The organism is Chitinophaga sp. G7 BAM 1005, assembly GCF_057126945.1.
Window position 1 is genome coordinate 5,910,230 of sequence record NZ_CP181478.1, and the last position, 14,679, is coordinate 5,924,908.

Consider the following 14,679-nt stretch of genomic DNA (forward strand, 5'->3'; position numbering starts at 1 on the left):
CTAAAAGCCAAAGCCTTCTGTGTTTCTTTTACGAATAGCTTCTTCGGTTCCCGGAACAAGCGTTTCCAAACCCATACGTATAGCTTCTGCCTGAACCTCCTCAATAAACGGACGGAAATTTTTGTTGTAATCCTGAAACGCTGATTCAAACTTTCCTTTGTGTTGTTGAAAAGCATCCGCTAATGCGGCAGCTCCATCTATTGCCAGCGATCCACCCTTTCCCGCAGCTGGCGAAGCACAATAGCCTGCATCACCTACCAACGCCACCCTGCCTTTTGTCCATGACGGCATTTTTACCTGGCAAAGTTTATCGAAGTAAAAAGTTTTAGCATTCATTACTTCTTCCAATAATTCTGCTGTTCTCCAGCTTTGGCCTTTAAACTGTTCTAAAATAATTTTCCTTTGTTGCGCTTCATCCCGATAATCGTAAGGAATTTCTTTCTCCGAACGAAAGCAAAAAATTATATCGGTCTTATTGTTGTAGGCATTCAGCATTACAGCCTTATCAGGCACGTTATAGAATTGCGTTGTATTTTGTTTTATCAACAATTTATTTACAATGGTGATGGAAAAATATTGCCCGAGAAAATGTAAGTACTCAGCTTCATTACCAAACCAGATTTTTCTTACCGCCGAATGTATGCCGTCGCAACCAAATACTAAATCAAAAGTTTGCTGTGAGCCATCTTTAAAAGTAACTCCGATATTGTCTTTTGTTTCGTTTAAGGCGGTGATGCTATTGTTGAAAATGAATTCAACATTATTTTTTACCGTATCAAATAAGATATTGAGTAATACATTTCTCTCAATTTCACATTCATCATCCCGCAGTTCCTCACCCTCTCTTTTTAACATCATTGTTCCTTCCGTAACATCCGCTGCATTTTTAAATTCCAGCATATTCATCGCCAATCGATTTGATCTGATTTGCTCGAAAATTCCCATACGCTTAACGATGTCAACAGTATTTCCCTCTACGTTAACAGGTGTTCCTCCCATTTTAAGCCCACTTGCGATTTCAACAACAGTTACTTTGTAACCTGATTTATTCATCCAATAAGCGGTGGAAAGGCCAGCAAAACTTGCACCCGAAACGAGTACTTTTTTATCTTTTAATATTTTCATGTTTATACGATTTTATTCGACTGTGCAAAGGAACATCGTATAACAAGGATAAAAAATAGCAATACAAAGTAGATATTGGACTAATCGAGGTTTTTGTTCCGGAAAGTTAAAGCGGTTATTCCTGTAATTTTGGTAAATAGCCGTGAAAAATAAGGGTAGTCATCATAGCCTAATGCTATAGCAATTTCCTTTACCGATTTATCAGAATGGTAGAGTAAACGTTTTGCTTCTAAAATAATACGTTGCCGGATGTGATGTGATACGGAATAGCCTGTTGTGTTTTTGACACATTCGTTCAGGTAAGGTGTGGATATGTTTAGTTTCCGGGCATACTCAGCCGGGCGTTTGGCAGTAGTAAAGTTACGTTCCAATGCTCCCCTGAAGGCTTTTGTAACAATTTCAAAGCGCGAAAACTTCTCTGTTGATTTTGATTGTTCTAAATACTGAGATACAACAAACGCGACCAGTGCATTACAACTATCTTTCAGCAAAGAATGATATAGTTTGTCATTCTTCCGTTCTGAAAATTTCAGGCAAAGCGATACGGCTTCAGAAATAATGGAAAAAACTTCTTCATTTAAGGGCAAGGGCTTTGTAGGGGTAATATCTTCTAATAATTTCAGATATTCAGGATTCAGGTTTTCATTATTGATTGCCCAACTGCTGACGCTTGCATTTTCAAATGTTATGATGCGATGCACCTGATCGGGGTGCATATAGATGACAGATGGAGACTTGATTTCATACTTCTGAAAATCAATTTCAATAGTAATTGTACCTTCATCAACCAGGTGAAATGTGTGGCGGTCGTGCCGTTCAGATTGCTCCTCTCCTTCGAAACCGGGTAAATCTTTCAGAGATATTTTCTCAATGGAAATACCTGCATGATGCCTGCTCCCGAAATGATTTACAGAAATGGATGTTACTTTTCTACGCATTGCCTGCTGGTTGCACTGTGCAAAGATAACTTTTATGATTTTGCGATTGCAAAATCTTAGCTCAGATCAACATACGCGATTTCAACTCCAGGTATTTATTCACCACGTTCAATGTAAGTTGCTCCGGAGGACTCAGCAACGACATGATCCCATACTTCGCCAGCTCCTTCACAATCAGCTTCTTATCATACGCAAACTTCTGCGCAATAGTTTGCTTGTAAATTCCTTCCACATCCTGCACCGTTTGCTCGGTAACCCGCTTCAGCTCTGTATTCTCAAAAAATACCACCAGTACCAAATGGTAGCGTGCCAAACGCCGCAGAAAAGGCAGCTGCCGGTGTAAACCGGACATCGACTCAAAATTTGTATAGATCATCAACAATGACCGGGTAGATAAGCGGCTACGCAACTGCACACTCAGCGCCTCATAATCACTTTCCTGCCACAGCGTTTCCTGCGCATACAATGTTTCCAGGATCTTATTCACCTGCACTTTTTTATTGCTGGCTGCCAGTACTTCCACCTTATTTTCACTGAAAGTAACCAGCCCTGCCTTATCGCCTTTATCCACCGCCACATTGCTAAACACCAGCGACGCATTAATTGCATAATCCAGCAACGACAACCCATTGAAAGGCATTTTCATATTACGGCCCTTGTCAATGATGGAATACACCTGTTGCGATCTTTCTTCCACATAATTATTGATCATCAGGTTACCACTGCGCGCAGTAGCTTTCCAGTTTAGCATACGCACATCGTCGCCTTTTGTATAGGGCTTGATGTGATCAAACTCCATGCTATGGCCAATTACCCGGCGCTTGTGAACACCCAGCTCATTCAGCCGGTTCATATAGGAATACAACGCATAGTGCCGCAGCTGGTGATAACTGGGATACACGCTGATGGTTTGTTCATTATCAAAAATAAACCGGCGGCTCACAATACCCAATGCGCTTTTAACAAATACATTACTATAGCCAAAGTTATACAACCCTCTTTCCAGCGGACGCAACACATACCGGAAGGTATGCGCACCTCCCGCAGATACTTTTGCTTTTAACAAAAAATCACGCTGCTGGAACTGAAGGGGTAATTCATCTATTACAGATACAAACACCGGAAAAGGGTACCGGCTTTGAAAATCCAGCAATACCTCGTTATCATCCCCATTGCTGAAACGGTTACTGGTTTTACGTTCCATCGATACAATAGTTGCCGGGCGAAAAATCAGCAGGATCATATCCAGCAGTACAACGCCCACCAGCACAATAAATGCAATAACAGCAATATTGAAAATGCGCGGAATAAAAAACGAGATGATAAATAACAGGATATTCCCTCCCAGCAGGAAATAAAGCCTGTTGGTAAAAAAGAGTATCTGGAATAAATTATTCTTTACAGTGGCTGACATACTAATATCTTCTTGGGAGATGATTATCTCGGTACCTCTATCGTTTTTACGATCTGTGCAATCACGTCATCTGTTTTGATGCCTTCCATTTCCTTTTCCGGCGTCAGCATAATACGATGGCGCAATACATGCGGCACCATTTCCACTACATCGTCAGGAATCACAAAATCGCGGTTCTTCATAGCAGCAGATGCCTTTGCACAGTTCATAACGGCAATGGATGCACGCGGCGATGCGCCCAGGTACAGCGAGGAGTTCATGCGCGTTTCATTGATGATAGACGCGATGTAATGAAACAGTTTTTCATCTACTACTACCTGCCGTACCAGGTTCTGGAATTCGATGATCTGCGTGGTAGTTACCACTTTGCTGATCATCTTTGTAAGATCCGTTTCCCCGTTGAAATGATGAATGCTGCGTAATACCGCTACTTCCTCTTCCAGGTTAGGATACCTTACTTCTATTTTAAACAGGAACCTGTCCAGCTGTGCTTCCGGCAACCGGTAAGTACCTTCCTGCTCAATCGGGTTTTGTGTGGCGATCACCATAAACGGCCGGTCCAGCGACCAGGTGGTACCGTCGTTGGTGATCTGTCTTTCTTCCATTACTTCAAACAATGCCGACTGTGTTTTGGCCGGGGCGCGGTTTATTTCATCGATCAGTACGAGGTTACTGAAAACGGGTCCTTTCTTGTATTCAAACTCCCTTGTTTGCGGGTTAAAAACGGAAGTGCCCAATACATCTGCCGGCATCAGGTCGGGTGTAAACTGGATACGGCTGAAGTCCGCATCCACACACTGCGCCAGCAATTTTGCGGTGAGTGTTTTTGCAACGCCGGGAACACCTTCAATCAGCACATGTCCCTGTGTAAGCAAACCTGCTATCAGCAGGTCCACCATCTGATGCTGTCCTACAATTACTTTACCGATCTGCTCCCTGATGGCTTCCACACCTTCATGCAAGGCAGAAAAATCAGTCCTGGGTTGAAATGTATTGGTATCCATTATTTATTCGTGTTTATATAAAATTGTTGAATGCGGTTATAAAAGTCTTTCAGATCATCATCACTGATATTTTCTTCCAGCTGGATATGATGCACCATCTGTAGCAACTCCCTTATTTCCCCTTCCGGCACCAGCGACTTACGCGCCAGCGATGCAATGAATTCATCATTCAGCACATTGGTATTGAGGTAATAACGGGAACGTATATACTCCATAAAATGAATGATCATTTTATGCGCCAGGTTATAGTTGTTATGTTGTTGATAATACAGCTGCCCGATAGCATCCACAAACTCCAGTGAAGTATTGGTCACCGGCGGTTTATCGGGGATGATCCGCTGCCGGCGTTTGCTTTCAAACACCACGTAAAGCAGCAGCAATACCACCGCCAGCCACAATGCCCAACGCATGGATGCGTACCGCATCAGCACCTGCCACTCACTGAAATCGCCTGATTGCGCGCTATGCTGACTGTTATAAAAATCATCCCAGTACACATTTCCGGCGTCGTTGATCAGGTACGACATCTGTGTTTCCAGCGCTTTCACGTTTTGCCTGTGCAGTAAAAAATAATTGGTAAAAGTATATGGATTCAGCAGCAGGTAAATGAAACCGCTGCGGTATTCAATGCGGATAAAATTGGGCTTGTTTTTATAATTGTAACCAAGTATGTTGGTGGTGTTACTATCTACCGCTGAAAAATAATTTCCGCTCACCATACCGGGATAGCTGAACGAAGTATCCATTGGAATGGTTTCATCGGTATACCGCTGCACAATGCCTTCTTTTTTGGATTGCATGTTATTGCTTTCCACCGTCACAAACTTCAGGTGCTTTTCCAGCAAGGGATCCGGCGTATTCATGGCAATAAACAACTCATTCCCCCGCGACACATAATCCAGCATGGCGTCTATATCGCTTTCCGTAGTAAACAGTTTGTCTGCCACCAGGATATATACATTGTTCCTGAATTTCAGTTCACTGTCTTTATCAAAAGTGCGGGCAAATGGTTTTGTTACCACCTGTACAGAATTCCTCATAAACAGCTGGGGCAGCATCTTAAAGGCAGCATAGGCGCCTCCTGCTTTTTTATCTTTGCTGTAAAAAGAAGACTGTGTCATATCTGTGGATTGCTCATTCTTTTTATTGGCAAGATTTCCGCTCACCATTACCAGTACTACCAGCAGGAGCAAAACGAACAGGACGATATATAGAGGTTTGTTCTTCACGAAGCTTTTCCGATTGTGTTATTAAAATCCCTGAACTCCTGGTTAATATTCCTGAAATTTTCTTCACTCACCTCAAATCCGCCATACCAGATATATTCATAGTCCAATGTCAGCGTAGCAAATTTTTTATAGTAGGGAGAACTCCGCATGCTGCGCAGGTAATCGTTATTGGTTTTTTCCCGGCCCGGCACTATCAGTTCCCGGCCGGCCAGTTGAAACAGTGTGTACAGGTACCACCAGCGGATGGCCTGTCTTGTTTCCCCGGCGGCTATCGCCGCTTTGATCTTCTCTTCATACTCCTGTGCGCTTTGCAGATCTTCTTCGGGTACTTCTGTTAAACCTTCTATCAGTTGCGGTTTACGGAAAAAGCTCATGCCATTGCTTTTCATAAACCAATACACCAGGAAGCCCAAACCTGCCAGCAGCAATAGCATCACAATGATACGTATTGCGCCGATCGAAGAAAATAAAGCCATTAAAAAACGCTGCATCCAGGTATTGTCTTGGGGCGGCTCCGGTGGTATATCTTTGTATTGCAGTTTCTTATTCTCTTTCAGCGATTTCACCAGCGAATCCGGCACCTCGCGCAATTCAAATGGTGGAATTTCCGTTGCATATTCATGTTCGCCTTCCGCACGCTCCCTGTCTGCTGTGATAGTAGCAAAGCTGTCGTCCGTTATCCTCGCCTGCAGTAAACTGTCGTATTCTTCTTTGGTTTGAGCGGTGTTCTCATATTGCGCCCTGCTTTGCATGGAACAGCAAAGCAGCAGTAACAGCAGGCCGTATTTAATCCGGGAAAAATTATTCATGTTACTGCTTTGAAAGGATAAATGGTGTTAGTACTTTCCCTTCCGCACTCAATCGATATCCTTTTTTATGCAGGTAAATGGGATAGAAAATAAAATAGCCCAGTATAAAAGCCAGTGATGCCAGGAGGATAAAAAGGCTTACCGCCAGCGGCATTTCCGTATACCGGGTTACAAAGCTTTCCAGGAAAGCGGCTACCATGAATACAGGAATCAGTGTTACCATGATCTTGATACCGTCTTTCGCGCCTTTACGCAGGGAATCGATCCGTTTGCGTGTACCGGGAAAAAGGATGCTTTTCCCCATGATAATGCCGGCGCAGGCCGCAATCACGATACTGGATATTTCCAGGGTACCATGTATCCAGATTACGAGGATAGATTTCCAGCCGAGTCCGTGCGAAAAGAAGATATACTGGAAAACGCCCAGCATTACACCATTGCGCACCAACAGGTACAGGGAACCAACACCCAGGAAAATACCTCCTATATAACAATAGAAAGATACCATGATATTGTTGTAGGCAATGCGGAAAAACATCAGTACCGGGTTGCCATCTTTATACACGCCGAAAGGATCTTTATTGGCAATATTCCGTTCCGTCATGTTTACATATTCATCGCCCAATACGCCGCGCACAAACGTTTCATCATGTGCCGATGAAAACGCGCCGATAATACAGAACAATAAAAAGAAACAGAGCGTAAACAATAACAGGCGGTGATGCTTGCGGAACAACAGTGGTAATTCATATTTAAAAAACAACTGGAAACGTCCTACATCTTCCTTGCGGTTCTGGTAAATACGATGGTAGATACCTGCTGCCAGGCCGTTGATATAACGGGTTACTTTACTGAAGCTGTAAAAAGTTTTAGCGTAAGACAGATCATCTAGCAGTGATACAAATCTTTCCGCCATTTCATCAGGGTCATCTGTCGGTTCCTCCTGGTATTTCTTCCAGCGGGACAGATTTTTTTTGATAAACAGCGATTCTCTCATAGTGAGTCCTTTCCCTTTTAAAAAACAGATATCACCTACAGTAATGGGTTACTAATGGGGGAATACCGGCAAACATACTAAATCGTTCAACAATATATCAACAAATATGTAAATTTGACTATGGCAGATATAAAAATACCGACTTCTTTCAATATAGACCTGGAATTTGAATCAGCAGACATCATGAAAAGATTCCTGGCCTGGCTCATTGATTTCGCCATCCGTTTTTTTTATTACCTGGTGGCGTATATGACATTGAGTTCTTTTCGTATAGAAATGGAAGGGCATGTAGGCATCTACTTCTTCCTGGTACTGCTGCCCCTGTTGTTTTATTTCCCGGTGGCGGAAATTGGTATGAAAGGACAAACACCCGGCAAAAAAATGCTGCACCTGCAGGTGGTAAGTATGACGGGCAACCAGCCGAGTGTGAGTCAGCACCTGATAAGATGGATATTCCGGATCATAGAAACGCCGCTGTACTTTTTCGCGCTGGTACCCGTGATTATCCCGGCAGTATCCATTGTGCGCACGCCTTATAACCAGCGGCTGGGCGACCTGGTAGCCGGCACCATCGTGATCAGCACCAAAAGAAAAGGCAGTATAGAAGAAACTATCTTCCGGGATCTTTCCAACAGCGATTACAAGCCTCAGTTTCCACAGATCATGAAGCTGTCTGACAGGGATATGAATAAAGTGAAAGATCTGCTGGACCGTGCGCTGAAAGCGAAAGATGAAGACCTCGCCGCCCGCGTGGCCATGCGGGTAAGAGAGGTACTGCATATTGAAACCGAAATGCCTAATACACATTTCCTTGAAACGGTACTGAACGATTATAATTACTACACCACTAAAGAGCATTAAAAAAGGCGGCTGAGATAATCAGTCGCCTTCCTCTTACAGTTATTTTGATCAGACCGTTTTTCCTATTGAATTCAGATCCTCATTTACATTATTAAAACGGGTAGGATCGCCTGCCGGTCCTTTGTACACAATGGTACGGTCAAATGCCAGGATGGGATAAAATACGATAGACAGAAATATCAGACCTATAGTGAATCCCTCGCTTTTCCCAAAGCTTTTACTGAGGAGATTGGTTACCCACACAGCGATAACAATATTAACAAATGGAACCAGGAAAAGTAAAAGCCACCACCCCGGCTTCCCAACAATCTTTAAAAGAATATAAGTGCTGTAGATGGGGATAATAGATTTCCAGCCTTCCTGACCAGCTTTCTCAAATATCTTCCAGCCACAAATGATAAAGAAAATAGTTGTCGCTAAACAGAAGATTATAAAGCCAGTGCCAAATATAGCGCCAAATGCGCCGCTGCTCTCGTAGGTTGTTTCCATAATTGAGGTTTATATTGTTTTGAAATGAATGATGACAATACTTTAGGATATGTTTGCTTTCCAAATATATATAATTTTTCCCATTACATAGCGTAATCAGTATTAACCTTAAAAGAATGCGTATTCCTACATTTTTAAAAAAAGTTTCAACATTTTTATTGCTAATATTTGGATATTCAGTGCATTATATTACCTTTGCAACCGGCAAGTCTTATACGACCAGCTCCTACTGAACTCCCCCAGGACAGGAATGTAGCAAGGGTAGGTGGTTGTAGCGGTGCGATATAAGTAACTTGCCTTTTTTCTTTTTTTATTGTCATTAGTTGCTTGTCAATAGTATCTGGTTGCTATTTTCTCCACCTCTTCGCTAATGACAGCTTCTCCTCAAATGTTCATTTCCTGACAACTAATTTATCATAGTATGAAATTCTTTATCGATACGGCTAATCTGGCACAAATCAAAGAAGCCCACGATCTTGGCGTTCTGGACGGCGTAACCACCAATCCTTCCCTGATGGCAAAAGAAGGCATCAAGGGCGAAGCTGCAATTATCAAGCACTACGAAGATATCTGCGAAATAGTGGATGGTGATGTGAGTGCAGAAGTATTATCTACTGATTTTAAATCTATCATTGAAGAAGGTAAGAAACTGGCTGCTATCCACCCGAACATCGTGGTGAAAGTACCTATGATCAAAGACGGCGTAAAAGCCATCAAATGGTTTACCGACAATGGTATCAGAACCAACTGTACGCTGGTGTTCTCTGCCGGTCAGGCTATCCTGGCTGCAAAAGCAGGCGCAGCTTACGTTTCTCCATTCATTGGCCGTATTGACGATACCAACTGGGATGGCGTGGAACTGATCGCACAAATTGCACAGATCTACAGCTTACAGGGTTACAAAACTGAAATCCTGGCCGCTTCTATCCGTAGCGCACTCCACATTGTAAAATGTGCTGAAGTGGGCGCCGACGTATGTACCTGCCCGTTAGAATCTATTCTCGGTCTGCTGAAACATCCGTTAACTGATATCGGCCTGGCTAAGTTCCTGGAAGACGCAAAGAAAATGTAGTCTCAATATTTTTTAGATGGTGTATCCCCGGTGCAGTAATTGCGCCGGGGATTTTTTTATCGCCTCCGGCGATTGTAAATTGTCTTGGAGCAGGATTACGCTGATTATACTGATTAGCTTGATTTGATCATTTTTGATTTTAAAGATTAAGGAAGATAGAAGCGGTTCTATTCGGTTCTATCTCCCTTAATCTTTAAAAAAAATCACGGAAAATAAAATCAAATAAATCACGGTTAATCAGCGTAATCCTGCTCCAAGACAATTTACAATCACCGAAGGTGATCATATTTTGTTCGGGAATTTATCTAAATTCAATGCCAATATCCACGTAAACCCGGTAACATACTAAACGAAAAGCTAATGGGAAAATACATTCTTTCGCTGGATCAGGGCACCACCAGCTCCCGCGCCATTATTTTTGACCACGATGGCAGCATCAAAGCAGTTGCCCAGAAAGAATTCAAACAGATATTCCCGCAACCCGGTTGGGTAGAACATGATGCTATGGAGATCTGGACTTCACAAGCCAGCGTGGCAGCAGAAGCCATCCTGAAATTAAGAGTAACCGGTGAAAGCATTGCCGCCATAGGTATCACCAATCAACGCGAAACCACCATCGTGTGGGATAAGCGGACCGGCAAGCCTATACACAATGCCATTGTATGGCAAGACAGGCGCACCGCCGCCTACTGCGATTCGCTCATCAAAGAAGGAAAGGAACAACTCATCAAAGATAAAACAGGGCTCCGTATAGATGCCTATTTCTCCGGCACCAAACTAAAATGGATCCTGGACAACGTTCCCGATGCACGCAGAAAAGCAGAAAACGGGGAACTTGCTTTTGGTACCGTCGACAGCTGGCTGGTATGGAATTTCTCCAACGGCAAACTCCACATTACTGATGTGAGTAACGCTTCCCGCACTTTGTTGTTTAATATCCACGACATGCATTGGGATAACGAACTGCTTGCCCTCTTCGATATTCCCGCATCCATGCTGCCGGAAGTAAAACAGTCCAGCGAAGTATACGGCTACTCAGAAGCCAATCTTACTCCTTACCGCATTCCCATTGCCGGTATTGCCGGCGACCAGCAGGCCGCTCTCTTCGGGCAGTTATGCACACAGCCCGGCATGCTCAAAAACACTTATGGCACCGGTTGCTTTATGGTATTGAATACCGGCGATAAGCCCATTCCTTCCAAAAACAACCTGTTAACCACAGTGGCCTGGAAAATAAATGGCAAAACCACTTACGCATTAGAAGGCAGCATTTTCATTGGCGGTGCGGTAGTACAATGGCTCCGTGATGGTCTTGGGATCATCCGTCACTCTGCTGATGTGGAAAAGCTGGCTGCTACTGTACCTCACAGCGATGGCGTATACCTGGTGCCTGCATTTGCGGGTCTTGGTGCGCCTTACTGGAACCAGCACGCACGTGGCACGATGGTGGGCCTCACCCGTGGTTCCACCGCCGCGCATATCGCACGCGCGGCCCTCGATAGCATTGCCTTTCAAACAATGGATGTGATGAAGGCAATGGAAGCAGACGCCGGTATGCCCATCACCGAACTCAGAGTAGATGGCGGCGCCACAAAAAATAACCTGCTCATGCAATTCCAGGCCGACCTGCTCAATGTCCGGGTAGTACGCCCCACCATCACAGAAACAACCGCACTGGGGGCGGCCTACCTCGCCGGGCTCGCCATCGGCTTCTGGGACAGCATCGAAACCATTGCGCAGCAATGGAAGATAGATGCCACCTTCGATGCGGCAATGGAGCCCGCCGAAAACGAACGGCTGCGCAAGGAATGGAAACGCGCCATCCGGGCAGCCCAGGCATGGACTGAAGAATAAATTTATCCACGTTTATCAATATTCATTTCAACTTATGTCACCTTATTTAGCAGAATTAATCGGAACCGCCTTCCTCATCGTACTGGGCGATGGGGTGGTGGCCAGCGTGATCCTCAACAAATCCAAGGGCAACCAGGGCGGCTGGATCGTTATCACCCTGGGATGGGGAATGGCGGTATTCATTGGCGTATATGCCACCGCTAAATACAGCGGCGCCCACCTCAATCCTGCTGTTACCTTTTCACAGGCGCTGCAGGGGAAATTTCCCTGGGAAGAAGTGCCCGCCTATGTAGCCGCCCAACTGGCCGGCGCCATGCTGGGAGCCTTCCTCGTATGGCTCACCTACAAAAAACACTTCGATGAAACGCCCGATGCCGATACCAAACTGGGCGTATTCTGCACCATTCCGGCCATCCGCAACCCGAAGTACAACTTCCTCACGGAGTTCATCGCTACTATGGTATTCATCCTGGCTATTTCCTACATCACCGGCCCCACTGCCGGCATAGGCTCGCTTGATGCTCTGCCGGTAGCCTTCGTGGTGCTGGCCATCGGGCTGTCGCTCGGCGGCCCCACGGGTTATGCCATCAACCCGGCACGTGACCTCGGCCCACGGCTCATGCACTTCCTCCTGCCCATTCCCGGCAAACGTAACAGCGACTGGAGCTATGCATGGATTCCTGTTCTCGGCCCGCTGGCCGGCGCAGCGGCAGCAGCCTTCCTGTATCAGTATTGGCTTCATTAAGCGGCTCCTGGAGCGGAGGTTGTCTTATTCAGGATTACGCTGATTTTACTGATTAGCTTTTTGTGATTATGCGGGATTTTTGGAAGATTTGGGGAGATTGAGGGGGATAAGAGGGATGTTTAGAGATTGACGGTGAGACACATAGCTTATACTTTGCAGATGCTTAGCAGATGCTTAATACATACTTAGTACATGCTTAATACATGGAGATAACCTGGAGGTGACGTGGAGGTGATGTGGACTTGATCTGAAGACCCTTTATCACAGGGCATTACAAAGGAAAGAAGGTAGGGCGGTTCTGCACCCGGGAGCCATATAAGTGAACCGGCGTCCTGATATACTGGTGAAAGTAAGTGAGCTGCATTCAGTAGATTATGCTGCTCATCTTTTTTAATTATTTAAAGAATAACGATGATAATTTCACTGAATCTTCCGGAAATCCTGCAAAAACCAAAAATAAACCAATTCCCCGGAGAAAATATAGATACAGAAATTAAAATCTGGCCAATGCATCAATCTCCCCAAATCTTCCAAAAATCCCGCATAATCACAAAAAGCTAATCAGCAAAATCAGCGTAATCCTGAATAAGACAACCTCCGCGATAACCTCCCCACTAATCTCCGTACTTAGTTTCATTTTTTTCTGAAAGTTTCGTAACTTTGAGAATCTTTAGTGATGGTATGCCGTTTGCCAAAAAGCTTGCGGATTCCGTGGTTACTGACAGAGGTTACCATATCATCTCAATTGCGGCAACGTATAAAATGACGAATTATGATTCAGCCCAACATCCCGGAAACAACACAACCGCGAATCGTTATAGTAGGCGGAGGATTCGGCGGCGTAAATCTTGCCAAACAACTTAAACATGCACCCGTACAGGTAGTACTGCTCGACCGGAACAACTATCACCTGTTTCAGCCGTTGCTATACCAGGTATCTACCGCCGGCCTGGAACCAGACAGCATTGCCTTCCCGCTGCGCGGAATCTTCAGAAAACAGCGTAACCTGGTATTCCGTATGGCGGAAGTTACAGGCATCCGCTCTGCAGAAAATATACTGGAAACAGGTATCGGTGAAATACATTACGACTACCTCGTTTTCGCCACCGGCAGCAATACCAACTTCTTCGGAAATAAAGATATTGAAGACAATGCCATTGGCATGAAATCCCTCATAGAAGCCGTACAAATCAGGAACTATGTGGTGAAACAATTTGAAGAAAGCCTGCTGCTGCAAAACCCGGAAGAAATAAAACCCAAGCTCAATTTCGTAATGGTAGGCGGCGGCCCTACCGGCGTGGAATTGGCCGGCGCTTTTGCAGAACTCCGCAAATATATCATGCCGAAAGACTATCCCACCCTGCCCCAGTCGTTAATGAATGTATACCTCATTGAAGCAGGCCCTAAACTACTGGCTTCCTTCAGTGAAAAAACATCGCAGAAAACACTGGAAGCCCTCCAGGAAATCGGCGTCCGTGTATTAACCAATACCGGCGTAAAAGAATACGACGGCAAAACCGTTACCCTTAGCACCGGGGAACTGATCCAAACACAATCACTCCTCTGGTCTGCCGGCGTAAAAGGCATCCCGGTAAAAGGTATCCCGGCAGACATTGTCCTGCCCAACGGCCGTATCATTGTAAATGAACTAAACCAGGTCAAAGGGTTTACCAACATCTACGCGATCGGTGATATTGCCCAGATGACCAATGATCCCCGCTTCCCCAAAGGCTACCCGATGGTGGCGCAGGTAGCCATCCAACAAGGCAAAAATGTAGCGCACAACCTGATGCTTTCGCTGGAAAACAAACCCATGAAAGGATTTTATTATAAAGATCTCGGCAGTATGGCCACCATTGGCCGCAACAGGGCAGTAGCTGAATTTGCCGGTATGCGCATGAGCGGCTACCTCGCATGGATGGCGTGGATGATCGTACACCTTCTCAGCCTGCTGGGATTCAGGAATAAACTGGTGGTATTCATCAACTGGTTTTACCGGTACTTCACCTACGAAAGAGGCACCCGCATCATCATCAAGCGCGGCGCCGCCAATATTGTTAAACTACGCCAAAGCATCGGCGCATAAATAAAAAGCAACAGGGAGATGAATGATTTCATCTCCCTGTTGCTTTTTTATATATT

General features: G+C 44.9%; 13 protein-coding genes and 1 other RNA gene. 6 read left to right on the forward strand and 8 right to left on the reverse strand.

Annotation, left to right across the window (positions count from 1 at the left end; translation table 11 throughout):
- The 7 genes from ACMXI2_RS23580 to ACMXI2_RS23610 all read right to left on the reverse strand — a co-directional run bounded on the left by ACMXI2_RS23580 (position 1) and on the right by ACMXI2_RS23610 (position 7,516).
- Positions 1–1,125, reverse strand: coding sequence for an FAD-dependent monooxygenase (locus ACMXI2_RS23580; protein ID WP_483778483.1), 1,125 nt, complete (start codon positions 1,123–1,125; stop codon positions 1–3).
- An 80-nt stretch (positions 1,126–1,205) separates the two neighbouring features.
- Positions 1,206–2,063, reverse strand: coding sequence for a helix-turn-helix domain-containing protein (locus tag ACMXI2_RS23585; RefSeq protein WP_483778484.1), 858 nt, complete (start codon positions 2,061–2,063; stop codon positions 1,206–1,208).
- 61 nt (positions 2,064–2,124) lie between these two features.
- Positions 2,125–3,477 carry a DUF58 domain-containing protein gene (locus ACMXI2_RS23590; protein ID WP_483778485.1) on the reverse strand — a complete coding sequence of 451 codons (1,353 nt, stop codon included), beginning with the start codon at positions 3,475–3,477 and terminating at the stop codon, positions 2,125–2,127.
- 23 nt (positions 3,478–3,500) lie between these two features.
- Complete coding sequence (locus ACMXI2_RS23595; RefSeq protein ID WP_079470703.1) at positions 3,501–4,481, reverse strand: AAA family ATPase; 981 nt, start codon at positions 4,479–4,481, stop codon at positions 3,501–3,503.
- Positions 4,481–5,710 carry a DUF4350 domain-containing protein gene (locus ACMXI2_RS23600; RefSeq protein ID WP_483778486.1) on the reverse strand — a complete coding sequence of 410 codons (1,230 nt, stop codon included), beginning with the start codon at positions 5,708–5,710 and terminating at the stop codon, positions 4,481–4,483. The genes ACMXI2_RS23595 and ACMXI2_RS23600 overlap by 1 nt, the downstream gene beginning before the upstream one ends.
- Positions 5,707–6,519: a hypothetical protein gene (locus ACMXI2_RS23605; protein WP_483778487.1), complete on the reverse strand. Its 813-nt coding sequence runs from the start codon at positions 6,517–6,519 to the stop codon at positions 5,707–5,709. Before ACMXI2_RS23605 ends, ACMXI2_RS23600 begins: the two co-directional genes overlap by 4 nt.
- A 1-nt stretch (position 6,520) precedes the next feature.
- Positions 6,521–7,516: a stage II sporulation protein M gene (locus ACMXI2_RS23610; protein WP_483778488.1), complete on the reverse strand. Its 996-nt coding sequence runs from the start codon at positions 7,514–7,516 to the stop codon at positions 6,521–6,523.
- A gap of 120 nt (positions 7,517–7,636) precedes the next feature.
- Between ACMXI2_RS23610 and ACMXI2_RS23615 the strand changes: the two genes are divergently transcribed.
- Positions 7,637–8,377 carry an RDD family protein gene (locus tag ACMXI2_RS23615; RefSeq protein WP_483778489.1) on the forward strand — a complete coding sequence of 247 codons (741 nt, stop codon included), beginning with the start codon at positions 7,637–7,639 and terminating at the stop codon, positions 8,375–8,377.
- Between the two features lie 48 nt (positions 8,378–8,425).
- Here ACMXI2_RS23615 and ACMXI2_RS23620 read toward each other — a convergent pair whose 3' ends face one another.
- Complete coding sequence (locus tag ACMXI2_RS23620; protein WP_483778490.1) at positions 8,426–8,866, reverse strand: DUF5684 domain-containing protein; 441 nt, start codon at positions 8,864–8,866, stop codon at positions 8,426–8,428.
- Between the two features lie 202 nt (positions 8,867–9,068).
- Here ACMXI2_RS23620 and ffs point away from each other — a divergent pair.
- The 5 genes from ffs (at position 9,069) to ACMXI2_RS23645 (ending at position 14,623) form a co-directional block, all read left to right on the forward strand.
- Positions 9,069–9,168: signal recognition particle sRNA small type (ffs, locus tag ACMXI2_RS23625), an RNA gene on the forward strand.
- A gap of 119 nt (positions 9,169–9,287) precedes the next feature.
- The gene (gene fsa, locus ACMXI2_RS23630) at positions 9,288–9,938 is read left to right on the forward strand and encodes a fructose-6-phosphate aldolase (RefSeq protein WP_079470709.1); all 651 of its coding nucleotides are present in this window, start codon (positions 9,288–9,290) and stop codon (positions 9,936–9,938) included.
- Positions 9,939–10,298: 360 nt separating this feature from the next.
- Positions 10,299–11,792, forward strand: coding sequence for a glycerol kinase GlpK (glpK, locus tag ACMXI2_RS23635; RefSeq protein WP_483778491.1), 1,494 nt, complete (start codon positions 10,299–10,301; stop codon positions 11,790–11,792).
- Between the two features lie 34 nt (positions 11,793–11,826).
- Positions 11,827–12,537, forward strand: a complete 711-nt coding sequence (locus ACMXI2_RS23640) for an MIP/aquaporin family protein (protein ID WP_079470711.1) — start codon at positions 11,827–11,829, stop codon at positions 12,535–12,537.
- A 772-nt stretch (positions 12,538–13,309) separates the two neighbouring features.
- Complete coding sequence (locus tag ACMXI2_RS23645) at positions 13,310–14,623, forward strand: NAD(P)/FAD-dependent oxidoreductase (protein WP_483778492.1); 1,314 nt, start codon at positions 13,310–13,312, stop codon at positions 14,621–14,623.
- The last annotated feature ends 56 nt before the right edge of the window (positions 14,624–14,679 follow it).

Bases quoted from the DNA above. Each gene is read 5' to 3' on its own strand.
- ACMXI2_RS23610 (WP_483778488.1), bottom strand. From the start codon at position 7,516: ATGAGAGAATCGCTGTTTATCAAAAAAAATCTGTCCCGCTGGAAGAAA.
- ACMXI2_RS23605 (WP_483778487.1), bottom strand. From the start codon at position 6,519: ATGAATAATTTTTCCCGGATTAAATACGGCCTGCTGTTACTGCTGCTT.
- ACMXI2_RS23585 (WP_483778484.1), bottom strand. From the start codon at position 2,063: ATGCGTAGAAAAGTAACATCCATTTCTGTAAATCATTTCGGGAGCAGG.
- ACMXI2_RS23590 (WP_483778485.1), bottom strand. From the start codon at position 3,477: ATGTCAGCCACTGTAAAGAATAATTTATTCCAGATACTCTTTTTTACC.
- ACMXI2_RS23580 (WP_483778483.1), bottom strand. From the start codon at position 1,125: ATGAAAATATTAAAAGATAAAAAAGTACTCGTTTCGGGTGCAAGTTTT.
- glpK (WP_483778491.1), top strand. From the start codon at position 10,299: ATGGGAAAATACATTCTTTCGCTGGATCAGGGCACCACCAGCTCCCGC.
- ACMXI2_RS23640 (WP_079470711.1), top strand. From the start codon at position 11,827: ATGTCACCTTATTTAGCAGAATTAATCGGAACCGCCTTCCTCATCGTA.
- fsa (WP_079470709.1), top strand. From the start codon at position 9,288: ATGAAATTCTTTATCGATACGGCTAATCTGGCACAAATCAAAGAAGCC.
- ACMXI2_RS23615 (WP_483778489.1), top strand. From the start codon at position 7,637: ATGGCAGATATAAAAATACCGACTTCTTTCAATATAGACCTGGAATTT.
- ACMXI2_RS23595 (WP_079470703.1), bottom strand. From the start codon at position 4,481: ATGGATACCAATACATTTCAACCCAGGACTGATTTTTCTGCCTTGCAT.
- ACMXI2_RS23645 (WP_483778492.1), top strand. From the start codon at position 13,310: ATGATTCAGCCCAACATCCCGGAAACAACACAACCGCGAATCGTTATA.
- ACMXI2_RS23620 (WP_483778490.1), bottom strand. From the start codon at position 8,866: ATGGAAACAACCTACGAGAGCAGCGGCGCATTTGGCGCTATATTTGGC.